At 67.2% G+C, this 25737-nt stretch carries 27 protein-coding genes and 1 tRNA gene; 13 read left to right on the top strand and 15 right to left on the bottom strand.

Annotated elements, in window-relative coordinates:
* Positions 1-30 precede the first annotated feature (30 nt).
* Positions 31-678, top strand: coding sequence for a winged helix-turn-helix transcriptional regulator (locus K3U96_RS10800; RefSeq protein ID WP_069404323.1), 648 nt, complete (start codon positions 31-33; stop codon positions 676-678).
* 217 nt (positions 679-895) lie between these two features.
* Here the strand turns inward: K3U96_RS10800 and K3U96_RS10795 are convergent, their stop codons facing one another.
* The 3 genes from K3U96_RS10795 to K3U96_RS10785 form a co-directional block, all read right to left on the bottom strand.
* Entirely contained in the window at positions 896-2467 is a 1572-nt protein-coding gene (locus K3U96_RS10795; protein WP_220693003.1) for an HNH endonuclease signature motif containing protein, read from the bottom strand.
* A gap of 453 nt (positions 2468-2920) precedes the next feature.
* On the bottom strand, positions 2921-3610 hold the full coding sequence (lpqN, locus tag K3U96_RS10790; RefSeq protein ID WP_220693002.1) for an envelope biogenesis lipoprotein LpqN: 690 nt from the start codon (positions 3608-3610) through the stop codon (positions 2921-2923).
* A 123-nt stretch (positions 3611-3733) separates the two neighbouring features.
* Positions 3734-4000, bottom strand: a complete 267-nt coding sequence (locus tag K3U96_RS10785) for a helix-turn-helix domain-containing protein (RefSeq protein ID WP_069404321.1) — start codon at positions 3998-4000, stop codon at positions 3734-3736.
* A gap of 93 nt (positions 4001-4093) precedes the next feature.
* On the opposite strand from K3U96_RS10785, the gene map reads away from it, so the two are divergent.
* Positions 4094-4879 carry a type I methionyl aminopeptidase gene (gene map, locus K3U96_RS10780; protein WP_069404320.1) on the top strand — a complete coding sequence of 262 codons (786 nt, stop codon included), beginning with the start codon at positions 4094-4096 and terminating at the stop codon, positions 4877-4879.
* Here the strand turns inward: map and K3U96_RS10775 are convergent.
* On the bottom strand, positions 4845-5480 hold the full coding sequence (locus tag K3U96_RS10775) for an SAM-dependent methyltransferase (RefSeq protein ID WP_220693001.1): 636 nt from the start codon (positions 5478-5480) through the stop codon (positions 4845-4847). The two genes, map and K3U96_RS10775, sit on opposite strands and share 35 nt — an antisense overlap.
* Positions 5467-6423 carry an NAD(P)/FAD-dependent oxidoreductase gene (locus tag K3U96_RS10770; protein ID WP_220693000.1) on the bottom strand — a complete coding sequence of 319 codons (957 nt, stop codon included), beginning with the start codon at positions 6421-6423 and terminating at the stop codon, positions 5467-5469. Before K3U96_RS10770 ends, K3U96_RS10775 begins: the two co-directional genes overlap by 14 nt.
* Before the next feature lie 46 nt (positions 6424-6469).
* Between K3U96_RS10770 and K3U96_RS10765 the strand changes: the two genes are divergently transcribed.
* A complete protein-coding gene (locus tag K3U96_RS10765; RefSeq protein WP_069404318.1) occupies positions 6470-7042 on the top strand; it encodes a type II toxin-antitoxin system RelB family anti-toxin in 573 nt (190 codons plus the stop codon).
* Between the two features lie 10 nt (positions 7043-7052).
* On the opposite strand, the gene K3U96_RS10760 is transcribed toward K3U96_RS10765, so the two are convergent.
* The 5 genes from K3U96_RS10760 to cobC are packed head-to-tail and all read right to left on the bottom strand — an operon-like array spanning position 7053 to position 12284.
* Positions 7053-8279: an FAD-dependent monooxygenase gene (locus K3U96_RS10760; RefSeq protein ID WP_220692999.1), complete on the bottom strand. Its 1227-nt coding sequence runs from the start codon at positions 8277-8279 to the stop codon at positions 7053-7055.
* Between the two features lie 10 nt (positions 8280-8289).
* Entirely contained in the window at positions 8290-9393 is a 1104-nt protein-coding gene (locus K3U96_RS10755) for a bifunctional RNase H/acid phosphatase (RefSeq protein WP_220692998.1), read from the bottom strand.
* The gene (locus tag K3U96_RS10750; protein ID WP_220692997.1) at positions 9390-10127 is read right to left on the bottom strand and encodes a zinc ribbon domain-containing protein; all 738 of its coding nucleotides are present in this window, start codon (positions 10125-10127) and stop codon (positions 9390-9392) included. The genes K3U96_RS10755 and K3U96_RS10750 overlap by 4 nt, the downstream gene beginning before the upstream one ends.
* Positions 10117-11250, bottom strand: a complete 1134-nt coding sequence (locus tag K3U96_RS10745; RefSeq protein WP_220692996.1) for a Nif3-like dinuclear metal center hexameric protein — start codon at positions 11248-11250, stop codon at positions 10117-10119. The genes K3U96_RS10750 and K3U96_RS10745 overlap by 11 nt, the downstream gene beginning before the upstream one ends.
* The gene (gene cobC / locus K3U96_RS10740; RefSeq protein ID WP_268928479.1) at positions 11247-12284 is read right to left on the bottom strand and encodes an Rv2231c family histidinol phosphate aminotransferase CobC; all 1038 of its coding nucleotides are present in this window, start codon (positions 12282-12284) and stop codon (positions 11247-11249) included. The genes K3U96_RS10745 and cobC overlap by 4 nt, the downstream gene beginning before the upstream one ends.
* 64 nt (positions 12285-12348) lie before the next feature.
* On the opposite strand from cobC, the gene K3U96_RS10735 reads away from it, so the two are divergent.
* From K3U96_RS10735 to K3U96_RS10725, 3 genes are read left to right on the top strand one after another with little or no spacing between them, the layout of a single operon-like run.
* Complete coding sequence (locus tag K3U96_RS10735; RefSeq protein WP_069404345.1) at positions 12349-13020, top strand: HAD-IA family hydrolase; 672 nt, start codon at positions 12349-12351, stop codon at positions 13018-13020.
* Positions 13013-13507 (top strand): low molecular weight protein-tyrosine-phosphatase, encoded by a 495-nt coding sequence (locus K3U96_RS10730; protein WP_220692995.1) that lies wholly within the window; start codon positions 13013-13015, stop codon positions 13505-13507. The genes K3U96_RS10735 and K3U96_RS10730 overlap by 8 nt, the downstream gene beginning before the upstream one ends.
* A complete protein-coding gene (locus K3U96_RS10725) occupies positions 13507-14334 on the top strand; it encodes an SURF1 family cytochrome oxidase biogenesis protein (protein ID WP_220692994.1) in 828 nt (275 codons plus the stop codon). The genes K3U96_RS10730 and K3U96_RS10725 overlap by 1 nt, the downstream gene beginning before the upstream one ends.
* Here the strand turns inward: K3U96_RS10725 and K3U96_RS10720 are convergent.
* Positions 14288-15274 (bottom strand): cobalamin biosynthesis protein, encoded by a 987-nt coding sequence (locus K3U96_RS10720; RefSeq protein ID WP_220692993.1) that lies wholly within the window; start codon positions 15272-15274, stop codon positions 14288-14290. The genes K3U96_RS10725 and K3U96_RS10720 overlap by 47 nt on opposite strands.
* Before the next feature lie 36 nt (positions 15275-15310).
* Between K3U96_RS10720 and K3U96_RS10715 the strand changes: the two genes are divergently transcribed.
* From K3U96_RS10715 to K3U96_RS10695, 5 genes are all read left to right on the top strand, one after another.
* Positions 15311-16138 carry an oxygenase MpaB family protein gene (locus tag K3U96_RS10715; protein WP_220692992.1) on the top strand — a complete coding sequence of 276 codons (828 nt, stop codon included), beginning with the start codon at positions 15311-15313 and terminating at the stop codon, positions 16136-16138.
* A gap of 150 nt (positions 16139-16288) precedes the next feature.
* Entirely contained in the window at positions 16289-16849 is a 561-nt protein-coding gene (locus K3U96_RS10710; protein WP_069404913.1) for a hypothetical protein, read from the top strand.
* A gap of 4 nt (positions 16850-16853) precedes the next feature.
* Complete coding sequence (locus K3U96_RS10705; RefSeq protein WP_220692991.1) at positions 16854-17261, top strand: YybH family protein; 408 nt, start codon at positions 16854-16856, stop codon at positions 17259-17261.
* Positions 17258-18601 (top strand): Dyp-type peroxidase, encoded by a 1344-nt coding sequence (locus tag K3U96_RS10700; protein WP_220692990.1) that lies wholly within the window; start codon positions 17258-17260, stop codon positions 18599-18601. The genes K3U96_RS10705 and K3U96_RS10700 overlap by 4 nt, the downstream gene beginning before the upstream one ends.
* Positions 18598-19605 carry a hypothetical protein gene (locus K3U96_RS10695; protein ID WP_220692989.1) on the top strand — a complete coding sequence of 336 codons (1008 nt, stop codon included), beginning with the start codon at positions 18598-18600 and terminating at the stop codon, positions 19603-19605. The genes K3U96_RS10700 and K3U96_RS10695 overlap by 4 nt, the downstream gene beginning before the upstream one ends.
* A 25-nt stretch (positions 19606-19630) precedes the next feature.
* On the opposite strand, the gene K3U96_RS10690 is transcribed toward K3U96_RS10695, so the two are convergent.
* From K3U96_RS10690 to K3U96_RS10675, 4 genes are all read right to left on the bottom strand, one after another.
* Positions 19631-19705: transfer RNA gene (locus K3U96_RS10690), tRNA-Val, on the bottom strand.
* 42 nt (positions 19706-19747) lie between these two features.
* Positions 19748-20212, bottom strand: a complete 465-nt coding sequence (locus K3U96_RS10685) for a peroxiredoxin (protein ID WP_220692988.1) — start codon at positions 20210-20212, stop codon at positions 19748-19750.
* The gene (locus K3U96_RS10680; RefSeq protein ID WP_069404908.1) at positions 20213-20638 is read right to left on the bottom strand and encodes a DUF3052 domain-containing protein; all 426 of its coding nucleotides are present in this window, start codon (positions 20636-20638) and stop codon (positions 20213-20215) included. It abuts the gene before it with no gap.
* A 119-nt stretch (positions 20639-20757) separates the two neighbouring features.
* Positions 20758-21258: an Rv2240c family protein gene (locus K3U96_RS10675; protein ID WP_069404920.1), complete on the bottom strand. Its 501-nt coding sequence runs from the start codon at positions 21256-21258 to the stop codon at positions 20758-20760.
* Positions 21259-21491: 233 nt separating this feature from the next.
* Between K3U96_RS10675 and aceE the strand changes: the two genes are divergently transcribed.
* Positions 21492-24281, top strand: a complete 2790-nt coding sequence (gene aceE / locus K3U96_RS10670; protein WP_220692987.1) for a pyruvate dehydrogenase (acetyl-transferring), homodimeric type — start codon at positions 21492-21494, stop codon at positions 24279-24281.
* 82 nt (positions 24282-24363) lie between these two features.
* Positions 24364-25641: a PucR family transcriptional regulator gene (locus tag K3U96_RS10665; protein ID WP_069404906.1), complete on the top strand. Its 1278-nt coding sequence runs from the start codon at positions 24364-24366 to the stop codon at positions 25639-25641.
* The last annotated feature ends 96 nt before the right edge of the window (positions 25642-25737 follow it).

Raw genomic sequence — 25737 nt, 5'->3', positions numbered from 1 at the left:
AAGTACGCTTTAGATAGCAAGTGAGAGGTTATGGGTCGAGACTACGGTCAGTACTGCGGACTTGCCCGGGCGCTCGATGTGGTGGGCGACCGGTGGAATCTGCTGATCGTGCGCCAACTCTTGGTGGGCCCGGCCCGCTACCGCGAGTTGCGCGCTGGCCTCGCCGGTATCGCGACCAACCTGCTGGCGGATCGACTCCGCGATCTCGAGTCGGCGGGGGTGGTCGAGCGGACGCTGGCCGACGATGGTGGCGCCATCACCTACGCGCTCACGCCATGGGGCGCCGAACTCCGCGAACCGATCGAAGGACTGATCCGCTGGTCGACGCCGCTGATGGTTCGCGGGCCCGAAGGCGACGAGTTTCGCGCCGAGTGGCTGCTGTTGGCGCTGCCTGCGCTGTTCGCCGGCCGGGCGTCGACTGCCTCGGTGACGGTCGGGATCGCCGTCGACGGTGACGAGAGCGCGATGGTTCAGGTGCGAACCACCCCGGCCGGCATCGACGTCGGTGTGCCCGACGGCCGCGACTTCGACGCGGTTCTGCGTGCCGAAGCGTCGATAGTCCTCGGGCTGTCGACGGGCCTCCTGACCCTCGACGATGTCGCCGAAGCCATCTCCTGCGAGGGCAACAAGGACGCCCTGCGCGCCATCTTCGAAGCGCCTTTGGTATCTCCGTCTTAACGACGGCCGCAAGAGTATTTTTCGGCCTATGCCGCTGCGATACGTCGACCCACACAAGAAGCGTGGACGCTGGTATGCGGCGCTGGACAACTTCGGCCGTTCGCGCGCCGGCCAGGAGACAGAGCCGATTGGCTGTCATATCCCCGTCTTTCGACTCAAACCGCGCTAGTGGCTTTCCGCCGCACAGTCGCTGCCGGCCGCAGGCATTCGATTGCGATCAGAAATCGGGCTGTGGGGCCGTCGCGTTGAGTTTGCGTTCGGCGGTGATGCGTGCTTCCTTCTCGGCGGCGCGGGTGCGTCGTCGTCGCGGCATCTTCAGGGCGCGCTGCGCCGAAGGTGGGGGTGCGTTGGCCGGCGGCGGTAGGTCGGCGGTGGCGGTATCCCAATGTGGGAAGTACAGCTTGCTGGTGGGATGAGTGCGGTAGGTGTGGCCGCTGGGCGCGGTCCAGATGATGGTGCCATCGGGGCCTTGTTGGTCAGACCAACCACAAAACGTCTTCAGTAAATGGTGAAAACGGCACACGCACTTGATGTTTGACGGATGGGTTGGTCCGTCCGGATACGGGGTGGTGTGGTCGAGATCGCAGTATTCGGCCGGGCGGTCACACCCGGGGAACCGACACGTCATATCGCGCAGGCGCACGAAGCGTTCACAGGCGCGCGAGGGCCGATACCGCGGCTCGGGGTCAGCCCCGTCGGGGCGATACACGCTCTGTACTTTGGCGCCGTTGGCGACCAACTCTGCCAACAACGCCGGTGGAATCACCCCACCGCCCACGATCACCGCCGCCGTCGCTGGCTTATCGGGCTGGTTGGGCGCCCACAGATTGGCCTTCGATTTGGCCTGCGGCGGTGTGGGCTCAACTTTCGGCGGGGGTTCCTCGGCCGCCGGCGCCTCCGCGGCTGCTGCGCCCCCCTCCGGTTCGGCGTCGGTGTGGGTGTCGCGGGACAGTCCGGCGGTGATCTCGGCCGGGGTTTCGGCGGTCGGGACGGTGTCGGCGAGCACGTGGATGACGAACCGGGCCGCACGCGGGTCGTCCTTATTGATCCAGGGGCATTGCGGGCTGCCGCATTGGCATGTGAGCCGATCGGCCCCCGCGGCTAATGCTCCTAGCGCTGCCGCTCGCCGCTGGCCCGCATTGCGCGGATCGCCATCACATATCCCGGCGACCATCTGCTCCAGACACTGCATCAACAACTTCGCATCAGTGGCGTCGAGCCGCCCATATAGCGAAGCGGTGCCGGTGGCGTCATCGGGCTTGCCCACCTGCACATCACAGTTTTGCGCGGCGTCGCGATAGCGCCGCCGCGCATCGGGGTCATGGGTTTCCACCACCGCATCAACGGCCAACTCCAACCGCTGCTGACCCAACGCTCCCCACGAGGACGCGCGCTCGGCGATCTCGGCATCCACCCGCGCCAGCGGCTCCCCGTCAAGGACCAAATGCGTGCGCCAGGTGATCGTCGAAATCACGTCGGCGCTGATCAAGCCCTCACTAAAAAGTGCCGCGACTTTGGGCAGCCGGTTACGCAGCGCCAGCCCGATCGCCATCTGTTGGCCGGCCCGATAGCGGCCGATGCCCATCGCCGCGGCGACCTCGGCGGCCGCGCAATTCCATCCATCGGCCACCCAGTGCTCGCGCTCCTCATAAGACTCCCTCGAGCGCGCGGCGAGCTCACCGGTCGCGGCCAACCGCCGCGCCGCCGTCATCGCCTCGGCGCGGGTGCACGCCTGGATCTCGGCGATCAGATCGGCCTCCTCGACCGACCGAAACTTCGAACCGAACATACGTTCGATCATGCCAGAGCGCACCGACAAGTCTGTCGACGCTGGTCACCCCGTACGCAACGGATCCGCGCGAGGTGTCACTCGTCGGGAGGCCACGTCGTGATGCGCGGCGCTGGACCGCCAGGAGGAGCGGGCTTGAGCGCTGCACCCGGGACAGCAGAGTTCTCCCAAGCCGCGATGCACAGCCCGATCCTGCCCGGCTTACACCAGCCGCCCGTACCGGTAACACCCAGCGAGCTTTGTGACTGCGGCCAGCAGGTCCCGGTGCGCTGATCCCAATGTTCTCCAGCCGTACACTGCGCGTCTGCCGCCGGCGCGGTCAGCAGAGAAGACGCCATCAGCACGGCACTGCACGCGGAGGCCAGCAGGAACCCTGCAGCCGTGGCTTGAATTTTCATATCGATGCTTCTCCGTCGTTAACGCCAAATGCGGGGGTTCGGTCGGTGTCGGCGGTCACTGCGGCAAGGTGATGGTCGTCTGTTCATCGATCACCTTCGCGGCATCGAGCATCACATTTTGTTCGCTTGCGAGGCTGTCGCCGTTCAGTTGCAGGACGAAAAGACCATCCGCCGCGGGCATGACGACCGTCTTCTGGGCGACGAATCGCTCCTGACCGTCGTTCACATACGTGCCGGAAAACGAAACCGCGTCAAAGCCACCCAACGTGGTTTTCTCCGGTTCTCCCAACGGCTTGAATTCGGCCATCTCCCGCAGTTGCTGCGGGGCGTATTCGAGAATCTTCGCGGCGTCGACGTCGCCGGTGAGTTTGGAGGCAATCGCGTACAAATCGGGCGGATTGTTGGTATCCGTCGGATTGTCGTAGAGGATGGCACCATAAGCCCAGTCGGGCGTCGCGTCGCCGGCGTACTGCCATTGCGGCGGAAGCGGGAAATCGACGTCCGGCGTTCCCGGCTCACCTGGTTTGATCGGCGTTTCGGCAATCCCGTTTTCGGAGATGTAGTCGTTGATCGTATCGGGCTCGTTGGCCTCTGGGGTCGGTGCGGCCGTCGTAGCAGTAGTAGTTTCGGCCGACGTCGGAGTCGTTGTGGACGCGGTGTCGGTGCCGGAACCACAGCCCACGAGCCCAAGGCTCAGAGTGACGGCGATGAGTCCGGCCGTCGTCCCTACCGGTGGCTTCTTCATCGGCTTGCTAACTCCTACGGTCGCTTGGCAAAACAGGGGAGCAAGATTCTCGAGACGAGAATAAGGGCTTGAGCGGTTTTCGGCGGCTACATCGGCAACAAGTGACGTCCCGGGTGCGGACGTTCACCCGGTGTTCTGAAGATCGACACGCGCGAGGCAGATTTCGGCGAGCTCGTCGAGTGACAGCGGAAGCACACGGGCCAGCGCCGCGATGGAGGTGAACGCCGGCGTCGGCAGCCGACCCGTCTCGATCTTGCGCAACGTCTCCGGTGAAATTGCCGCCGCTTCAGCCACTTCCGCGAGAGTGCGATCGCCGCGCGCCTGCCGGAGTCGCTCACCGATGCGCTTACCGGCGGCGAGTTGTTCTGTCGTCAACGGGACACGAACCATGGGCCCAGCGTACCGCGATTCGGTATGAAAATACCGCCCATCCGAGTTAGGCTGGTATTTTCATACCGCTTATGCGCAGAGGAGGGCCAGCCGATGGTCGAGTTGAAGACACCACGCGAGATCGCGGCGATGGCCGTCACCGGCGCGTTCCTCGCCGGGTTGCTCGACGATCTTTGCGAGCGTGCCCGCCCAGGTGTCAATTTGCTCGACCTCGAAGAGCGGGCGCGTGAGCTGATCGCCGAGCGCGGTGCCCAATCGTGTTACTGGGACTACGCACCATCGTTCGGACGTGGTCCGTTTCGCAACGTGATCTGCCTGTCGGTCAATGACGCTGTGCTGCACGGGCTGCCACACGATTATGTGCTGGCCGACGGCGACCTGCTCAGTATGGACATCGCGGTGTCCATCGACGGCTGGGTCGCCGACTGCGCCCGCAGCATCATTGTCGGCACACCCCGGCCCGAAGACCAACGCCTGATCGATGCCACCGAGCAGGCCCTCGCGGCGGGCATCGCGGCGGCCTTACCGGGAAATCGGTTGGGAGACATCTCCGCAGCGATCGGCGCCGTGGCAGCCGACTACGGGTATCGCGTGAACACCGACTTCGGCGGCCACGGGTTGGGCCGCACCATGCACGAAGATCCACATGTGCCCAACGTCGGTCGACCTGGCCGTGGGCTCAAGCTGCGTCCCGGGCTCACGCTCGCGCTCGAGCCGTGGTTCGCCGCGGGCACAGACAAGATCGTCTACGACCGCGACGGGTGGACCCTGCGCTCGGCGGACGGATCGCGCACCGCCCACAGTGAGCACACCATCGCGGTCACCGACGACCAGCCGCTTGTCCTCACGCGTCGGGAGCGCGTCGCCGCAGCAGGATGATGTTGTCGACCAGCGTGCCCACCGCACCGTTCGGTCCCGACGCCTCCCGCTCGGCCGCTTCCACCCGCAGCCGCTCCCACTGCGCCTCAGGCAGATTCAGCGATCCGACGACCTCTTGCGCGCTGGGGAACTCGTGGTCATGGTGCAGCTTCGAAGCCCAAGGCGGCGGCGCGCCGTGATCGACGATCAGGAGCAGCCCGCCGGGCCGGATCGCGTCGGCAGCCCGTCGGAAGATGCGGGTCCGATCCAGTGGCAGCGTGGAGTGCAGGAACTGTGCTGACACCAAATCGAATGTGCCCTCCGGAAACTTCTCCGGCAGGTCGGCTTGCTGGAACGTGATCCGATCGCGTACTCCACGCTCCCTGGCGTCGTCGGCGGCCCGTTGCAGCGCGGTATCGGAAATGTCGATGGCGACTACTTCCCACCCATGTTCGGCGAGCCACAACGCATCGCCACCCTCACCGCAGCCCAGATCCAGGGCCCGTCCGGGTCGCAGCGGTTCGGCGATCTCGACAAGGCGAGCGTTGACCCGGCCGCTCCAGACGCGGTTGCGCTCGCCGTAGTGCTCTTCCCAATGCTCTTTTGCGTCAGACGTTGACATGTTGGCTCCTCTCAGGAACGGCCAGACCGTATTCGTCGGCGACAAGGCTCTGCACCACTGCGGCCGCGGCCAGTGATCCACTCGCCACCGCCGCGGCCACTTGCGGCATTTGGACGCTCAGGTCCCCCGCCGCGAACACGCCGGGTGTGGTGGTGCGATACAACGCATCCACGGCCACCGGCTGCGCGGAAACCGGAGTCGGCCCGGCGAATTCGACGCCCAGGTGTTCGGCCAGCGGTGACCGCTGGTGAAGCGTGGTGGCGACGAGCAAGCCCCGGCGTCTCAGCCGGGATCCGTCGCTGAATACGACGGCCGTCAATTCACTGCTCTCCGAGTCGAGTTCGGTGACCTGTCGTTCGTCGATGCCGATGCCCGCCGAAGCAAGCCGGGCATGATCGGCGTCGTCGATGTCGCCTGGCCCGTCGGTCAGCACCACGACGTCGTCGCTCCAGCCACGCAGCAGCAGAGCCGAGTGCACGGCGCGCACGCCGCGCCCCAGGACGGCCAACGGCTGGTCGCGCACTTCCCAGCCGTGACAGAACGGGCAGTGAAAGACCGACCTGCCCCACAGCTCGGCCAGCCCGGGGATGTCGGGCGGGCGGTAATCCATCCCGCCGGCCAGAAGTATCCGGCGCGTCTGCTCACGACGGCCGTCGGCCAACTGCACGACGAACCCATCGTCGACGCGTTGGGCCGCAATGACCTTGCCGTCACGCACTTCGACGCTCGGATAGGCCGAGAGTTCATGGCGGCCCATGGCGTAGAGCTCCGCAGGTGCCCGCCCGTCGTGGCCGAGCAGCCCGCCGATTCCGTGCGCGGGCAGATTGCTCTGGGTTCCGGCGTCGACCAGCAGCGTGCCCCGCCGCGCCCGACCGAGCACCAGCCCCGCGCTCAGCCCGGCCGCACCGCCGCCCACGATCACGCAATCCCATGTCGTATCCATGACACCACCTTGCAGACCCGCGTTCGGAATGCCAAGCTCGTTTGCCATGGAGGCAAAACCAGAGGAAAGTGTCGACGTCCGGGTGCGACGCCGGCTGCGTGATCTGCGTACGCAACACGGGCTGACGCTCGAAGAAGTGGCGAACCGGTCCAACATCGACGTGTCCACGCTCAGCCGGTTGGAGTCCGGCAAGCGGCGGCTGGCCCTCGACCATCTCCCCCGCCTCGCGGCCGCGCTATCGGTGAGCACCGACGAGCTGCTGCGTGAGCCCGAGGCGCCAGATCCGCGCGTACGAGCCAACTCCCACACCCATCACTGCATCACCTACTGGCCGCTGACCAGGCAGGCCGCAGGCGGTCTGCACGCATACAAGATCCGGATCAGCGCGCGGCGGCGGACACCACCGAAGGAACTGCCGGTGCATGAGGGTCAGGACTGGATGTACGTGCTGTCCGGTCAGCTGCGGTTGATTCTGGGTGACCGCGACTTCACGGTCAAACCCGGTGAGGCCGTGGAGTTTTCGACGTGGACACCGCATTGGTTCGGCGCTGTCGACGGCCCTGTCGAGGCCATCACGATTTTCGGCCTGCACGGCGAGCGCGTGCACCTACATGCCTGACGCACAGTCGTTATCGACTCAATGCCGAATCGCTCGGATAGTCCTTGACGACCACCGAGTCGTGTAGCCGCACGGTGCGCGGGGTGACCTTGGTCAGCGCCCGCGTCACGAACACCGGAAGATGGCTGACCAACAGGCCGGCACCGATCACCGCCCACACCCCAGACCGGTTGGCAGGCAGTAGCCGCTTCGCCGCACCCACCGCGAACGCCCGACTGCGGGTGACATAGTCGGCCATGGCTTGCTCGTATGCGGCGAACGCACGCGAGTGGTCGCCGTTCGCGATCGCCAACTCGCCTGCGAGCACATAGGCGCCCACCACCGCGAGGCTCGTGCTACCCCCGACCGCAGGTCCCGGGCAGTACCCGGCGTCACCGACAAGGCTCACCCGACCGCGCGACCAACTGGGCATCTGCAGCTGGGTGATCGAATCGAGATAGAAGGACGCGGAACGGTCTGCTTCGTCGAGGAGCCGGGTCACCCGCGGGCCGAGCCCTTCGAAAGCCTCGCGCAAGAACCGCTTCTGCGCCGCAACGTCACGGTAGTCATAGTCGATCTGCCGTGGCGGCCGGAACAGGAATACCGCTCGCGCATCGGCCATCTGGGCAGCGCTGTACAGACCGGCCATCCGGTCGACGCCGTAGGTGACCACCATCCGGTCGCGCAGGTCCAGGTAATTGGGGACGCTGGCCACCGCCAGATACGCTCCGATCCAGGTGGCGTAGTCCGATTCCGGGCCGAAGACCAGGCGCCGGACATTCGAGTGCAGGCCGTCGGCTCCGATCACCAGGTCGAACCGTTGAGCCGAGCTGCGCTCGAAGGCGACGGAAACACCCTTGTCGTCCGCGGCGATCTCGGTGATCGACTCGCCGAACCGGTAATCGACCGTTTCGCGGCCGGCGTCATAGAGGATCTGCGAGAGGTCGTCGCGCATGATCTCGACGTGGCGGTCCGATACCGCGCTCATCAACCGGCCGACCTCGATCACGTGTGGCCGGTTCCGCCCTTCGCGGTAGGCCTCGATGACGTCGGTGCCGGTGGCTTTGGCCTCGATATCGTCGAGAATCCCCATCTTCTCGGCGATGGCCATCGCAGGTTTGAACAGGTCGACGGCATGCCCGCCGGCCTTGCGTAGCGCGGGGGCGCGCTCCACGACGGTCACGTCGAAGCCGTTGCGACTCAGCCAGTACGCCACCACCGGGCCCGCGACGCTAGCCCCGGACACAAGGACCCTCACCGGGGCAAACCTACAGGTCTGACGACAGATAATCCGTCTGGTTGACCAACCTCACCGATGCCACCCCGTCGGGATAGAACTCCGCCATCGACAACGACGCAAGATCCAGATGCAACCGGTAGAGGATGTTGGGCCCGGCGTCCAGCGCTATCCGCAGAAACGTTTTGATCGGCGTCACGTGCGACACCACCAGCACCGTCTGGCCGCCGTAGTCGGTGACGAGGCGGTTCTGTGCGCGCTGCACGCGTTGCGCGACGCTGTCGAAGCTCTCGCCGCCGGGCGGCAACACCGAGGTGTCGCGCAGCCATCGACGGTGAATCTCCGGATCGCGTTGGGACGCCTCGGTGAAGGTCAGCCCTTCCCACGCGCCGAAGTCCGTCTCGATCAGGTCCTCGTCCACGGTGACATCGAGGCCAAGCGCCTTGGCCGCCGCCGCGGCGGTCTCGTAGGCCCGCTGCAATGGTGAGGTGACGACCGCGTCGACGCCGCCCTTGTTCGCCATGTACTGCGCGGCCAGTTCGGCCTGCCGGCGCCCGACGTCAGTCAGCGCGGGGTTACCGCGTCCGGAATAACGTCGCTGCGTGGACAACTCGGTCTGACCGTGCCTAAGCAAGAGAAACCGCGTTGGCTCACCACGTGCACCGGTCCAGCCTGCCGGAGAAGTCTGGGGTGCGACGTTCGGTGTCGGTGCCTTGGTGGGGTTTTCGATTTCCGCAGCGGCATCCATCGCTTCGTTGGCCAACCGGTCGGCATAGGAGTTCTTCGCCCGCGGGATCCATTCGTAGGTGATCCTGTCGAAGCGTGTCGCCAGCGCCTTGGCCTGCTGATGCAGCGGCGCCAGATCCGGATGCTTGACCCGCCACCGATCCGACATCTGCTCCACCACGAGCTTGGAGTCCATGTGCACCGCGACCTCGGAGGCCCCCAGCTCCGCGGCCATTTCCAACCCGGCGATCAGACCGCGGTATTCGGCGACGTTGTTGGTGGCCTGGCCGATCGCCTCCTTGCCCTCGGCGAGCATCGTGGCACGGTCCTGCGACCAGACGACCGCCCCGTAGCCCGCCGGTCCGGGGTTGCCGCGTGATCCACCGTCGGCCTCGACGAGGACTTTCACGCGCTCGTTCCGTTGAGCCGCAACAGGATCGCTCCGCACTCCGGGCAGCGCAGCAGATCGTCGTCGGCTGCGGCCGAGATGCGCGCCAGTTCACCCTTGTCGATCTCGATCCGGCAGGCGCCGCAACGCCGGCCCTGCAGCAGGCCCGCGCCCGCGCCGCCGCGCTCACGTTGGCGCTCATACAGCGCGGCCAGATCGGGCGCCAGCCCTGAGATGAGTTCGTCTCGGCGCGAAACACTCTGGTGACGCTGCTGATCGATCTCGGCCCGGGCGTCGTCACACGCCTTCTGGGCATCACCGAGCGCGCTCTGCAGTTCGTCGATCCTCGCGAGCGCGGCGCCCTGGTCGCGCTGCAGTTCCTCGCGCCGCTCCATCACCTCCAGCAGGGCGTCCTCCAGCGCTGCCTGCCGACGCTCCAGCGTCTGCAGTTCGTGCTGCAGTTCGGTGAGCTGCTTGGCATCCACGCTGCCGTCGGCGAGCAGGCGCCGGTCGCGGTCCTCGCGCTGACGGACCCCGTCGATTTCGGTTTCGAACTTCGCGACCTCGTCGTCGAAACCGTCGATCGCGAGCTGCAGCGCGGCGAGTTTGTCGTTGGCCTCCTGCAGCGTGCCCTGGACCTCTTCGAGGTGCTGCTGCTCGGCCAGGTTCTTGGCCCGGTGCTCGATCCGGTTCAGCCCGGCGTCGAGCTCGGCCAGTTCGAGCAACGACCGTTGTTGGGCTACTTCAGCTTTCATGACCTGTTCTCTCAACATTCCACGGATCGGTTCGGATCGCCGACACTCGCACTGCGAGCGCGTCGCCGAATTGGTTCCGCAGCAGTTCTGCGGCCTGATGACACCACGGGTACTCACTGGCCCAGTGCGCCACGTCGACGAGCGCCACGTCAGAAGTGCGCCGGTGCTCGTCGACGGGGTGGTGCCGAAGATCGGAGGTGACGTAGGCCTGGACGTCGGCGCCGGCGACGACGTCCAGCAGCGAGTCGCCCGCTCCCCCGCACACCGCGACCCGCGACACTTGGCTGTCTGGCTCACCGCTGCCCCGCACGCCCCACGACGTGGCCGGCAGCGCATCGCACACCCGGGAAACGAACGCCGACAACGGTTCCGGGCTCGGCAGTACACCGATGCGGCCCAGGCCGACGTTGCCCGGCACGGGTGCCAGGGTGAAGATGTCGAACGCCGGTTCTTCATAGGGGTGCGCCGAGCGCAGCGCGGCCAGCACACGGGCGCGCCGCCGCGCGGGTGCGATCACCTCGATCCGGTCCTCGGAGACGCGTTCGACGGTGCCCACGCTGCCGATCGCGGGGTTCGCGCCGTCGTGGGGCAGGAACTGGCCGGTGCCGGTCGCGCTCCAACTGCAGTGCGAGTAGTCGCCCATCTGACCGGCGCCGGCGTCGAACATCGCCTGGCGCACCGCGTCGGCGTCCTCGACGGGGACGAACACCACCCACTTGTCGAGGTCAGGGCCGGCAGGGGTGGGCGCGAGCACCTCCTCGACGGTGAGGTCCAGCGCGCTCGCGAGCGCGTCGGACACCCCCGGCGACGCCGCGTCGGCGTTGGTGTGCGCGGTGAACAGGGCCTGTCGGGCCCGAATCATCTGGTGGATCAGGGCACCTTTGGCGGTGCTGGCGGCCACCGTGTCGACACCGCGCAGCAGCAGCGGGTGGTGCGCAAGCAGCAGACCGCGCTCGGGCACCTCGGCAACGACGGCGGCGGTTGCGTCGACTGCGACGGTGACCGCATCGACAGGCTCCACGGGATCACCGCACACCAGACCCACCGAATCCCAATCCTGCGCCAGCGCGGTCGGATACGCCGCCTCGAGCACGTCGATGATGTCGGCCAACCGGACACTCACCGCAGCACCTCCGCCATCGCCTCGACCAGCACCGGCCACTCCCGGCGCACCGCCACGCGCAGGTACTGACCTTCCAGACCGACGAACGTGTCACCGCGACGCACGGTAATTCCTTTGCTGTACAGATGTTTTCGCATCAAAGCTGCATCTCCGACCGAGATCAGGACAAACGGGGCGCATCCGCCGACGACGTCGACGCCGATGCTAGCCAAGCCGGCCACCATCTCGGCGCGCAGCCCGACGAGCCGGCGGGCGCCGCGCTCGGCCTCGGCGACCGCTTCGGGTGAGCTGCACGCGGTGATCGCCTCCAGCTGCAGCGTGCCCAGCGGCCAGTGCGGGCGTCGTGCCGTCATCTGCTCGAGCACACCGGCGGGGCCCAGCGCATAGCCGACCCGCAGCCCGGCCAACGCCCAGGTCTTGGTCAGGCTGCGCAGCACCACCACATCCGGTAACGACTGGCCGGCCAGCGACGCGGGCTCCCCCGGCACCGCATCGGCGAACGCCTCGTCGACAACGAGGATGCGCCCGGGCCGGCGCAGCGCCAGCACCTGCTCACGGGTGTGCAGCACCGACGTGGGATTGGTCGGGTTCGCGACGACGACCAGGTCGGCCTCGTCGGGCACCAAGCGGTCGTCGGACAGCGTGAACGGCGGGGCCAGCACGACGTGCTCGAACGGCACCCCCGCCGCGGCCAGCGCCGCCTCGGGTTCGGTGAACGACGGCTGGATCAGCGCCGCCAGCCGGGGCCGCAGGTTCGCCAACAGCGTAAATCCCTCGGCAGCGCCGCACAGCAGCGCAACCTCGTCGGCGCTGCGTGCGTGTCTGGCCGAAACCGCAGCGACCGCCCGCTGCTCGTCGGCGGCGCTGGGATAGTGGCCGAGATCGGTCAGCCGGGCCGCCAGACGGTCAACGAGCCAGGTAGGAGGCTCGTCGGCGCGGACGTTGACGGCGAAGTCCAGCATGCCGGGGACCGCGGCCTGATCGCCGTGGTAGCGGGCGGCCGCGCGCACCGCACCCGTAAAAGGACTCGCCACAACACGACCCTAGTGCGCCGGACAGCGGGGTTCTGCGATCGGGGAGAATGGTGCTGTGACCGACATGTTGGCCCACACCGCCGCGGGGACCCGCCCGCATCTGGTGATCTTCGACCTCGATGGCACGTTGACCGATTCGGCCGAGGGCATCGTCTCGAGTTTCCGCCATGCGCTGGGCTCGGTCGGCGCCGCCGTCCCCGCCGGGGACCTGGCCGGCATGGTGGTCGGCCCGCCGATGCACCACACGCTGCAGGAACTGGGGCTGGGCGAGCGCACCGACGCCGCGATCGCCGCCTACCGGTCGGACTACCGGGCCCGCGGTTGGGCGATCAACCGGCTGTTCGACGGCATCCCGGCGCTGCTGGCCGATCTACAGGCCGCCGGGGTGCGGCTCGCGGTGGCCACCTCCAAGGCCGAACCGACCGCGCAGCGCATCCTGGCCCACTTCGGCCTCGACGGCCACTTCGAGGTGATTGCCGGCGCCAGCGTCGACGGCACCCGGGCAACCAAGGCCGACGTGGTCGCGCACGCGGTGGCCCAGCTGGCGCCGCTGCCCGAACGCGTGCTGATGGTCGGTGACCGCTCCCACGACGTGGAGGGCGCCGCCGAACACGGCATCGGTACCGTGGTGGTCGGATGGGGCTACGGCCGTGGGGATTTCGACGACGCCGACAGCCCGGCCGCGCTGGCCCACGTCTCCACCGTCGACGAGCTGCGCGAGGTGCTGGGTGTCTGACATGCTGCACGTCACGTTCATCTGCTCCGGCAACATCTGCCGGTCGCCGATGGCGGAGAAGATGTTCGCCCACCAGATCAGCGAACGCGGTCTGGCCGAAGCGGTCCGGGTGACCAGCGCGGGCACCGGCGGCTGGCACGCGGGTGCACCTGCGGACCGCCGGGCCACCCACGTGCTGCGCGCGCACGGCTACCCCACGTCGCACCGCGCCGCCCAGGTCGACGACGACCATATGTCTGCCGATCTGGTTATCGCGTTGGGGCGCAACCATGTCCGGATCCTGGGCGAACTCGGCGTGCCCCAGGAGCGGATGCGGATGCTGCGGTCGTTCGATCCGCGCTCGGGCGCACATCCGCTGGACGTGGAAGACCCCTACTATGGCGATCACGACGACTTCGAAGAGGTGTTCCGCGTGATCGCGACCGCCCTGCCGGGTCTGCACGCCTGGTTGGACGAACAGCTGACCGCTCGGGGAATCGCAAGCTGATGCGACGCTGGGCGTTTCTGCTGCGGCCGTCATGGCTGGCGTTGATCGTCGTGGTGCTCGCGTTCGCTTACCTGTGCTTCACGGTGCTGGCGCCGTGGCAGCTCGGGAAGAACACCAAGACGTCGCGCGAAAACACTCAGATCGCGCAGTCGCTGCAGGCCGATCCGGTCCCGGTGACATCGGTTCTGCCGAAACAGGATTCGGCCGCACCGGATGCGCAATGGCGGCTGGTCACCGCCACCGGACATTATCTTTCCGAGGGTCAGGTGTTGGCTCGGCTGCGGGTGGTCGATGGGCAACCGGCGTTCGAAGTGTTGGTTCCGTTCGCTGTCGACGACGGTCCGACCGTGCTCGTCAACCGGGGGTATGTGCGGCCGATCCAGGCTTCTGGCGTACCGGAGATCGCGCCTGTCCCGGACAACGAGGTGACGATCGTGGCCCGACTGCGCGACTCCGAGGGCTTGGCCCGCGGTAAGGAGCCGCTGCGGCAGGACGGCACGCAGCAGGTGTACTCGATCAACATCGAGCAGATCTCCCAGCTCACCGGCATACCATTGACCGGCTCGTACCTGCAGCTCATCGGGGACCAGCCCGGCGGGTTGGGGGAACTGGCACTGCCGCACCTAGATGCGGGTCCGTTCCTGTCCTACGGCATCCAGTGGATCTCGTTCGGCATCATCGCGCCGCTCGGGCTGGGCTACTTCGCGTACGCCGAAATTCGCCAGCGTCGGCGGGAGAAGGCCGCCAAGGACGCCGCGGCAGCCGCACCGGATAAGCCGGTCAGCACGGAGGACAAACTCGCCGACCGTTACGGCCGACGGCACTGAGCGCAGGGCCGACCGCGACGGCGACCGCTGCGGCGGCCAACTGCACCGCCCGCGACAGCCGGACCGCTCGCGCGAGATCGCAGACCTGCGGGGCCGGTCCCGCCCCGAGCGTCGGGCGGATCTCCAACTCATAGGCGTACTGGGTGGGACCGCCCAAGCGCACCCCGAGCGCGCCGGCGAACGCGGCCTCGACGACGCCCGCGTTGGGGCTGGGGTGGCGGGCGGCGTCGCGCCGCCACGCACGCAGCGCCGCGCCCGGCGACCCGCCCACCACCGGCGCGCACACCGCGATCAGCACCGCCGTCACCCGTGCCGGGAGGTAGTTGACGAGATCGTCGAACCGCGCTGCCGCCCAACCGAATCGGACATACCGCACGGAACGGTTGCCGATCATCGCGTCGAGCGTGTTGGCCCCGCGGTAGACCAGCACCGCGGGCACCCCGCCGGCGGCGGCCCACAACAGTGGCGCGACGTGCGCATCGGAGGTGTTCTCCGCGACGGATTCCAACGACGCACGGGCCAGCCCCGCCGCGTCCAGAACCGCGGGGTCACGTCCACACAGCGACGGCAGCAGGCGCCGGGCCGCGTCCAGATCGCCGTTCCGCAGATGGTCCGTCATGCTGCTGCCGGTGCGGGCCAGCGACGTGCCCCCGAGCGCGACGAACACCGCGGCCGCCGTCACCACCGCGCGCCCGAGCGGGCCCCGGCGTGCACCCGCGCGCTCGGCCGTCAGGCCCACCGCGGAAAGGACGACCAGCAGCACGCCGGTGTGAAAGGCGCCCGGCGCGCGGGAGTCGGCATAGGTCCCGCGTTCCAAAGCCGCTGCGCCGCGCCCGAACCATGCCACCGGATGCCCACGGCGCGGATCACCCAGCAGCCAATCGGCCAGGCAGCCCGCCGCGAGGCCCGCGGCGCGCGCACAGGTTGTCGACGCAAACACTTCGGGAGCGTCTCACAAAGTGATCTACTCGAAGCCATGAGGCTGGGACCACCGCGGCGACCGACCCGGGTCATCGATCTGATCAACCCCGCGTCGACGTTGCTGCCCGCGGCCAACGTGATCATGCAATTGGCCCTGCCCGGCGTCGGTTACGGCGTGCTGGAGAGCCCGGTGGACAGCGGCAACGTCTACAAGCGTCCGTTCAAACGGGCCCGCACCACCGGTACCTATCTGGCCGTCGCGACGATGGGAACGCGGGCCGACCGCGAGCTGATCCGCCGCGAGATCGACCGCGTCCACGCGATGGTCCGGTCGACCAAATCAAGTCCGGTGTCATACAAAGCCTTTGACCCGCGGCTGCAGCTCTGGGTGGCCGCCTGCCTGTACCGCTACTACGTCGACCAGCACGAGTTCCTGTACGGGCCCCTCGACGACAGTGCCGCCGACGCGGTGTACCGCGACGCCAGGAAGCTGGGCACCACGCTGCAGGTCCGTGCGGACATGTGGCCACCGGACCGGGCCTCTTTCGACGAGTACTGGCAGCAGTCGTTGGAGCAACTGCAGATCGACGAGCCCGTGCGCCAGCACCTGCACGGCGTGGCCGCGATGGCAATGCTGCCCGCGCCGCTGCGGTTGCTGGCCGGGCGGTTCAACCTGTTCGCGACGACAGGGTTTCTGCCCGAGGAGTTCCGCGAGCACATGCGGCTGCGCTGGTCGGGGGGTCATCAGCGCCTGTTCGATCAGCTGCTGACGATGCTGCGCGTCGCCGATCGGGTGGTGCCCCGCGAGGTTTGGCTGCTCGGCTACCAGCTGTATCTATGGGACATGCGGATGCGGGCGCGCCGCGGTATGCGGGTGGTCTAGCCGGCGCGGAGATCCGCAAGGCGTACCTGCATCTCGACGCCGGATGGCAACGGACGCCACCAGATCGTCACCTGCCGTTCCGCGATGCAACCCTCGACAGGAGGACAAGGAGTAGCGTCGTGCCCACGGCGAGGTCCGAGAGGGAGCGCGATGGGCACGATCGGTGATGACTGGACCACGCCAGCCGCGATGGCGATCCCCAAGGAGGGATACTTCGCACTCGAGCGGGGCCGCTACGGACCTGTCTTTCCCCGCACACCCGCCTGTTACGGGTTTTCCATCATCGCCAAGGTGAAGGAAGGGCACGAGGAAGCCGTCAGGGCATACGGCAAGACCATCGAGGAAACGATCGCGGCGAGCCCGGACGCGCTGGCGCCGCTGCGGCTGCACTATCTGCGGTGGGTGCTCTTCGACGTCGGCTCGGGCCTGCACTTTCAGTACCAGGGCATCTTCGACACCGACTTCGACAAGTACACCGAGGATGCTGTGCAGTTGTTCAGTGCCACGGGTATCACCACCGTCTTCACCCATCTGGAGGGCTTCCCGGAAGACTGGCGGGAGAATCCCGAGGCCTTTGTGAAATTCGTTCGCGAGCACCACTTTCCGAGCTTCCTCGAGTACGGCGAGTACCCGTTCGTGACAGCTGACGAGATCAAGAAGGCGTTGCGGCTCAAGGCGGCGTTTTCCACGATGCTCGACCAGATGCAGTGACGCCGTGAGCACGGCGGAGCCACTTGCCGCGGTGCAGAAGTACATTGCGGCGTTCAACGACGGTGACGAGCCGGCGATGTCGGCGATGTTTGCGCCAGACGGTGTGATCGTGGACGGTATGGCACCCCACGTGTGGCTGGGTCCCGACGCCGCCGAGCAGTGGTACCGCGACGTGCTGGCCGAAGCCGAGCATCACGGGGCTACGGGATACTCCGTCACGCTCGATGAACCGCTCCACCACGACGTCACCGGCGACACCGCTTATCTCGTCCTACCCGCAACCATGCGGTTCAGCGTCAAGGCGGTGCAGGTCACGCAGACGGGTGCACACTTCACCGTCGCCCTGCGCCGTCTGACGGGCGGCTGGCGCATCGCGGCCTGGGCGTGGACCAAAGGGCAGCAGAGCCAATGACTTCGGCGCGAGCCGAGCTCGAACTCGACGACATTCAGCACATCCTGCTGACCCGCACGCCTGCGATCACCGGTCGCTACGAGTTCCTGACCTTCGACACGCCGGCCGGCGGGTGCGCCTGGCTGAGCGCCCTGCTCGACAAGGTCCAGTCCGCGGCAGAAGTCCACCAGACGATGGATGCCTCGGACCGCTGGGTGACACTCGCGTTCACCTGGCAGGGCCTGCGTGCGCTCGGCGTGCCGCAGGAGTCGCTTGCGACGTTTCCCGACGCCTTCCGCGAGGGCATGGCGGCTCGTGCCAGCATCCTCGGTGACACCGGCGCCGCCGCGCCCGAACACTGGCTGGGCGGCCTCGCCGGGGACGATCTGCATGCCATCGCGATCCTGTTCTCCCGCACCGACGAGCAGTACCGCCGGTCCGTCGCCAACCACGATGCCCTGCTTTCCCGCATCGACGGCGTGCGCAGCCTGTCACACCTCGATCTCAACGCGACGCCACCGTTCAACTACGCACACGACCACTTCGGCTTCCGGGACCGCTTGTCCCAACCGGTGATGAAGGGATCCGGTGAAGAATCCACACCGGGCTCCGGAGGCCCGCTGGAGCCCGGCGAGTTCATCCTCGGCTATCCCGACGAGAACGGGCCGGTCCTCGGCCTCCCCCAACCCGAGACCCTCTCCCGCAACGGCAGTTACATGGCCTACCGACGGCTCGAGGAACACGTCGGGCTGTTCCGCACCTACCTCAAAGACCATGCGGAGACCCCCGAAGGCGAAGAGCTGCTCGCCGCGAAGTTCATGGGGCGCTGGCGCAGTGGCGCGCCACTTGTCCTCGCGCCGGACTCCGACGATCCCGAACTCGGTGGCGACCCGATGCGCAACAACGACTTCGGCTACAAGCAGATGGATCCATTCGGGTACGCGTGTCCACTCGGTTCCCACGCCAGGCGGCTCAATCCGCGTGACACCGCGCACTACATGAACCGACGCCGAATGATCCGTCGCGGCGCGACGTACGGAGCCGCACTGCCGGAGGGTATGCCCGACGACGGCGTCGAACGCGGTATCGCCGCCTTCATCATCTGCGCCGACCTGGTGCGGCAATTCGAGTTCGCGCAGAACGTGTGGATCAACGACAGGACCTTCCACGAACTCGGCAACGAGCATGACCCGATCGCCGGAACCCAGGACGGCAGCCTCGACTTCACCGTGCCCAAGCGTCCGATTCGCAAGGTGCACAAGGGGATCCCGGCGTTCACCACGTTGCGCGGCGGCGCCTACTTCTTCCTGCCGGGCATCATCGGCCTGAGCTATCTGGCCACACTGGGAGAACCGTCATGAGCGAACCGGCACGCACGTACAACCAGAGCCACATCGCGCGCGCCCGCGACGGCCGCAGACGCATCAGCATCTACTGGACGTGGAGCTATCCCTGGGAAGCCCAGCGCAACCCCACCGAAATGTACAACCGGTTCTCCACCATGACCGAAGTCCGAAACGCATTGTGGCCCAGCTATGAAACCGCCGAATACGACCAAGCGCATTTCCTGCAGGGCATCGCCGGAACCCTCGAACTGTTCCACCGGTCGACCTTGGCCTTCCAGGGGCTTGCCGGGGAGGTGACCGGCCACCCGGTGGCGGTGTTCCAGCGCATCGACCAAGCCGGCTATCTGTTGCCGATCGACGAGCGGATCCTCGACGACACCGACACACTGATGGTCTTCGGCCTCGACCATCTGCCGTCCGATCAACAAGCCACCGCCGATGAGATCGCGGCGATCAAGCAGTGGCTGCAGCGCGAGGGCACCTGCCTCCTGTTGGCACCGCACCACGACGTCGGCTTCACCGACGACTTCGACCAACGAGCGATGGAGTATGCCCACCACGGCGATCCGCTGGTGCCACGCCAGCAGCGGTTCGGCCAGTACACCCGCTCGCTGATGGACGCCCTCGACGTCCCCGTCCACAACATCTGGGGTCTACGCCCGGCCGTCGTCCACGGCACCCGGGAGATCGCACCGCTGACCGGCTTGCACGATCTCGACGAGGTGGGGCTTCTCGCCGACGTCGCGACGTTCAATTTCCACCCCCACCTGCCCCACTACGAACTGACGGCCCCCGAGAGTGCCGGTCTGCGGGTGCTGGGCCGGCAGCGCGTCGATCCCGACCGACCGCACCCCTTCACGGCCGAGGGCAACACCGAATTCAACGCGCTGATCTGGATGCCACCCGATGGCGAGCGTGCCGCCGATATCGTGCTCATCGACTCGACACACTTCACCACCCTGTTCGGCGGCACCGATAGCCTGCGCAATCTCTGGCACAACCTGGCCACCATGCGCTGAGAGGCCAGACCGCCACCGGTGTTTCTGGTGGGCGCGGACGGTATCGAACCGCCGACCGCTGGTGTGTAAAACCAGAGCTCTACCACTGAGCTACGCGCCCCTGCGAAGGCAAGCTACACGCCGACCTCGCGCGACGCGAAATTCAGCCGGTCCGCAAAGCGGCCAGCGCCTCGGTCCATACCGACTGGTCGCGCGCCTCCCCCGGCTCCTTCATCTCGGCGAACCGGATGACCCCGGAGCGGTCCACCACGAACGTGCCGCGGTTGGCGAAGCCCGCGTCGTCGTTGAAGACGCCGTAGGCCTGCGCCACCGCGCCGTGCGGCCAGAAGTCCGACAGCACGGGGAACAGGAACCCGCTATGCGTCGCCCAGATCTTGTGGGTGGGCGGCGGCCCGACGGAGATGGCCAACGTCGCCGTGTCGTCGTTCTCGTAGGCGGGCAGGTTGTCGCGGATCTCGTCGAGTTCACCCTGGCAGATGCCGGTGAAGGCCAACGGGAAGAACACCAGCACCACGTTCTTCTCGCCCCGGAAGCCGCTCAGCGTGACCGGCTGCCCGTTCTGGTCCTTCAGGGTGAAGTCCGGCGCCTCGGTGCCAACCTCCAGCACTTAGCGCCTCCCTGCGGCTTTGGACTTCGGCTGCACCAACCGGGTCGCGATCCAGTCGCCGAGGTTCGCCGACGACGTCTGCATCAGGCCCGCGGTCGGGGCGGACTCGGCGATGTCGGCAGGCTGCACGTGTCCCGGCTTGCCGGTCTTGGGTGTGACCACCCAGATGACGCCGTCATCGCCCAACGGGGTGATGGCGTCCATCAACCGGTCGACGAGGTCGCCGTCATCGTTACGCCACCACAGCAGCACCACATCGATGACCTCGTCGGAGTCTTCGTCGAGCAGCTCACCACCGCACGCGTCTTCGATGTCGGCCCGGATGTCGTCGTCGGTGTCTTCGTCCCAGCCCAACTCCTGCACAACCTGATCTTTTTGGATGCCCAGTCTGCGGGCGTAGTTCGGGGCGTCATCCGCCGCGACCACCGTGGTCCTCCTTCAGCCAAGCTCGGGCGCACCTTGCGCATTCGGAACATATCGTCGCACGAGCGCCTGCGTTTGCAGATGCCTGGCGGCAAGTTCATCAAACTGGGCACCAAACTGCGTCAGTATGCGGCATCGCAGAGGTTCAGCGCCGTGGTCTTCGTATCGTTGAGCCGGGTGATCGCCGCGTTGAACTCCTCGGGGCCGTAATTGCCGGCAATTGCGGTGGCCAGGCCCCTGGATGCGGCCACCCACGCGTTCAGCGCGTCCTTCAACTCGGGGCTCAGCGGGTCGGAGACGCTGCGCGCGACGAGGTCGGCGCTGTGGTTGAGCGCGTCGATCGCCGGCCCGGTCTTGACGACCACGTCGGCGGCGTTCTTGTTGAACGCGTCGACGTAGTCGTTCACGGCGGTGATCGCGTCGACGCTGCTGGAGCTCAGCGCTTCGCACGAGGAGTGGATGGCCTGGGTGGTGAGCGACGACTGGCGCTCCGATTCCCGCGCACGCGAGCTGGAGACCGACTCCTCGATGGAGGCCGACACCGACGCCCGGTAGACCGGCGCCTCACCCGCGTCGACCTTGGCAGTGCCGTCCGTGACGCTGCTGCAGCCGACGATGATCATCGCCGCGGCAGCCAGGCTGCCCAATACCAGAGCGGCGATCCGCAGCCGCTTCCGCAACAGCCCACCGATCTGCACGGTCTGCAGACGTTACCGGTTCCCATCGGCGATCGCCGGTTCATTCGGTCTGCACCCCCAGCGGTGCGCCTGCGGCAGGATGGGACAAAGATAGACGTCGCGCAGAAAACATCTGTGCACATCGGTAAACACCTATACCGCCTAACAAGGAGCGGAAGTTGACCACCGAGTTCGCGCGCCAGGACCTGGCCCAAAACTCCAGCACCCCAGCAGAACCCGATCGGGTTCGAGTGATCCGCGAAGGGGTCGCGTCTTACCTGCCCGATATCGATCCCGAAGAGACCGGCGAATGGCTCGAGTCGTTCGATCAGCTGGTGGAACGCTCGGGGCCCGCGCGGGCCCGCTACCTGATGCTGCGCCTGCTGGAGCGCTCCCGCGAGAAGCGCGTTGCCATTCCGGCGCTGACGTCCACTGACTACGTCAACACGATCCCCACCGAATCCGAGCCCTGGTTCCCCGGTGACGAGGAAGTCGAACGCCGCTTCCGGACCTGGATCCGGTGGAACGCCGCGATCATGGTGCACCGCGCGCAACGTCCGGGAGTCGGTGTCGGAGGCCATATTTCGACGTATGCGTCCTCCGCGGCGCTGTACGAGGTGGGCTTCAACCACTTCTTCCGCGGCAAGGCCCACCCCGGCGGCGGGGACCAGGTGTTCGTCCAGGGGCACGCCTCGCCGGGGATCTACGCCCGGGCGTTCCTGGAGGGCCGGCTGACCGCCGACGACCTCGACGGGTTCCGCCAGGAACACAGCCATCCCGGCGGCGGGCTGCCGTCCTATCCGCACCCGCGGCTGATGCCGGACTTCTGGGAGTTCCCCACGGTGTCGATGGGGTTGGGCCCGATGAACGCCATCTACCAGGCCCGGTTCAACCATTACCTGCACAACCGCGGCATCAAGGACACCTCCGACCAGCACGTGTGGGCGTTTCTGGGCGACGGCGAGATGGACGAGCCCGAAAGCCGCGGGCTGGCCCACGTGGCGGCGTTGGAGGGTTTGGACAATCTGACCTTCGTCGTCAACTGCAACCTGCAGCGCCTGGACGGCCCGGTGCGCGGCAACGGCAAGATCATCCAGGAACTGGAGTCGTTCTTCCGCGGCGCGGGCTGGAACGTCATCAAGGTGGTGTGGGGCCGCGAGTGGGATGCGCTGCTGCAGGCCGACAAGGACGGCGCCCTGGTGAACCTGATGAACGTCACCCCCGACGGCGACTACCAGACCTACAAGGCCAACGACGGCGGCTACGTCCGTGAGCACTTCTTCAACCGCGACCCGCGCACCAAGCAACTGGTGCAGCACCTGTCCGATCAGGAGATCTGGAACCTCAAGCGCGGTGGGCACGACTACCGCAAGGTGTATGCCGCCTACCGCGCCGCGATGGAGCACAAGGGCCAGCCGACGGTCATATTGGCCAAGACCATCAAGGGCTATTCGCTGGGCGCCCACTTCCAGGGCCGCAACGCCACCCATCAGATGAAAAAGCTTGCGCTGGAAGACCTCAAGTACTTCCGCGACGCGATGCGGGTTCCGGTCAGCGACGCCCAACTCGACGAGGACCCGTACCTGCCGCCGTACTACCACCCGGGTCCGGAGGCCCCCGAGATCCGGTATCTGCTCGAACGCCGCCGGGCGCTGGGCGGCTGGGTGCCGGAGCGACGCAACAAGGGCAAGGTGCTGGCTCTGCCCGGGCGCGACACCTACAAGTCGCTCAAGAAGGGGTCGGGCAACCAAGAGGTGGCCACCACCATGGCCACCGTGCGCACGTTCAAAGAACTGTTGCGCGACAAGGAGATCGGCTGGCGCATCGTTCCGATCATTCCCGACGAGGCCCGCACGTTCGGGATGGACTCGTGGTTCCCGAACCTCAAGATCTACAACCCCAACGGGCAGCTGTACACCTCGGTGGACGCCGAGTTGATGTTGGCCTACAAGGAAAGCGAAGTGGGCCAGATCCTGCACGAGGGCATCAACGAAGCCGGCTCGTCGGGCAGCTTCATCGCCGTCGGCACGTCGTACTCGACGCACAACGAGCCGATGATCCCGGTCTACATCTTCTATTCGATGTTCGGGTTCCAGCGCACCGGCGACAACCTGTGGGCCGCCGGTGACCAGATGACGCGCGGTTTCTTGCTGGGCGCGACGGCCGGGCGCACCACCCTGGTCGGCGAGGGCCTGCAGCACGCCGACGGGCACTCGCCGCTGCTGGCCTCGACCAACCCGGCGGTGGTGGCCTACGACCCGGCGTTCGCCTACGAGATCGCCTACATCATCGAAAGCGGCCTGGACCGCATGTACGGCGAGAAGCAGGAGAACGTCTTCTTCTACATCACCATCTACAACGAGCCCTACAAGCAGCCCGCCGAGCCGGAGAACCTCGACGTCGAGGGCCTGCTGCACGGCATCTACCGGTACCGGCCCGCGCCGCAGCAGCGGGCCAACGTCGCGCAGATCCTGGCCTCGGGGGTGGCCATGCCCGAGGCCCTGCGCGCGGCCGAGCTGCTGGCCACCGACTGGGACGTCGCCGCCGACGTCTGGTCGGTCACCAGCTGGGGCGAGCTCAACCGCGACGGCGTGGCGATCGAGAAGCAACGGCTGCGCCATCCTGACCGTCCGGCCGAGACCGCCTACGTCACAAAGGCGCTCGCCGATGCGGCCGGGCCGGTGGTCGCGGTCAGCGACTGGATGCGCGCGGTGCCCGAACAGATCCGGCCCTGGGTGCCGGGCACCTACATCACGCTGGGCACCGACGGCTTCGGCTTCTCCGACACCCGCCCCGCCGCGCGCCGCTTCTACAACACCGACGCCGAGTCGATCGCCGTCGCGGTGCTCGAGGGGCTGGCCCGCGACGGCAACATCGACCAGTCGGTCGCCGTCGACGCCGCGAACCGGTACCAGATCGACGATGTCCTGGCCGCACCCGAGCAGACGTCGGACCCCGGAGTGGCGTAGTCCACGACATCGGACCCGGAGTGGCGTAGTCCACCGCAATACCTTGGAGGTTTCCTCCATAGGTTTCGCGTAGCCTTTATCGGTGGCCGACAATCGGTACGTTCCGCCGAAGTCCACCGTCGAAGTGCTGCAGACGGTGCCCGACACCGTGCTGCGCAGGTTGCAGCAGTACTCGGGCCGGCTGTCCACCCAGGCGGTACGTGCGCTGGAGGAACGGCTGCCGTTCTTCGCCGAGCTCGAGGCCTCGCAGCGGGCCAGCGTGCAGTTGGTGGTGCAGACCGCGATCGTGAACTTCGTCGAGTGGATGCGCAATCCGCAGAGCAATGTCAGCTACACCGCCGAGGCGTTCGAAGTGGTCCCCCAGGACCTGCGCCGGCGGATCGCGCTGCGTCAGTCGGTGGAGTTGGTCCGCACCACGATGGAGTTCTTCGAAGAGGTGGTGCCGCTGCTGGCCCGCGACGAGGAGCAGTTGACCGCGCTGACCGCCGGCATCCTGCGCTACAGCCGTGATCTCGCGTTCGCCGCTGCCACCGCCTACGCCGACCAGGCCGAGGCCCGCGGCGCATGGGACACCCGGATGGAGGCCAACGTCGTCGACGCCGTGGTGCGCGGCGACACCGGACCGGAGCTGCAGTCGCAGGCCGCCGCGCTGAACTGGGACGCCACCGCGCCGGCCACCGTCATCGTGGGCCTGCCCCAACCCGACCGCATCGACCTGGCCAGCGACGACATCCACGACGTGGTGAAGCGCAACGGCCGCGCGGCGCTGTCCGACGTCCACGGCGCCTGGCTGGTCGCCATCGTCTCGGGTGCGCTGTCCCCGACCGACCGGTTCCTCGCCGACGTGCTGTCGGTGTTCGCCGACGGCCCCGTCGTGGTCGGGCCGACCGCGCCCACCCTGGGTGCGGCCCATCGCAGCGCCACCGAGGCGATCGCGGGGATGAACGCCGTCGCGGGCTGGACCGGGGCGCCGCGGCCGGTGGCCGCCCGCGAACTGCTGCCCGAGCGGGCCCTGCTCGGCGACGCGACGGCGATCGCGGCGTTGGAGACGGAGGTGATGCGGCCGTTGGCCGACGCCGGCCCTGCGCTGACCGAGACCCTGGACGCGTATCTGGACTCCGGAGGCGCCATCGAGGCCTGCGCCCGCAAATTGTTCGTTCATCCAAATACCGTCCGCTACCGGCTCAAACGGATCGCCGACTTCACCGGACGTGATCCCACTGTCCCACGCGACGCGTACGTGCTCCGCGTGGCCTCCAGCATGGGTCGGCTCAGCCGCCAGACATACCAAACGAGCACGCCAAATACCGGTCCGGTGGTGCGTCCGGTGCTGCGACCCGCCAACCCGACAGGTCAGTAAACGAAGCTGCTGGTCGCGAAGCGATCTCGGTGAAGTCGCATCACATGCCTTTTTGTGGACTATCCACAAAAACATAAGACGAGGTTCATAATCTCT

The organism is Mycolicibacterium holsaticum DSM 44478 = JCM 12374, from assembly GCF_019645835.1.
GTDB classification, from domain to species: Bacteria; Actinomycetota; Actinomycetes; order Mycobacteriales; family Mycobacteriaceae; genus Mycobacterium; species Mycobacterium holsaticum.
The sequence above is the reverse complement of the archived record's forward strand: the minus strand, read 5'-3'. Positions and strand labels throughout refer to the sequence as shown.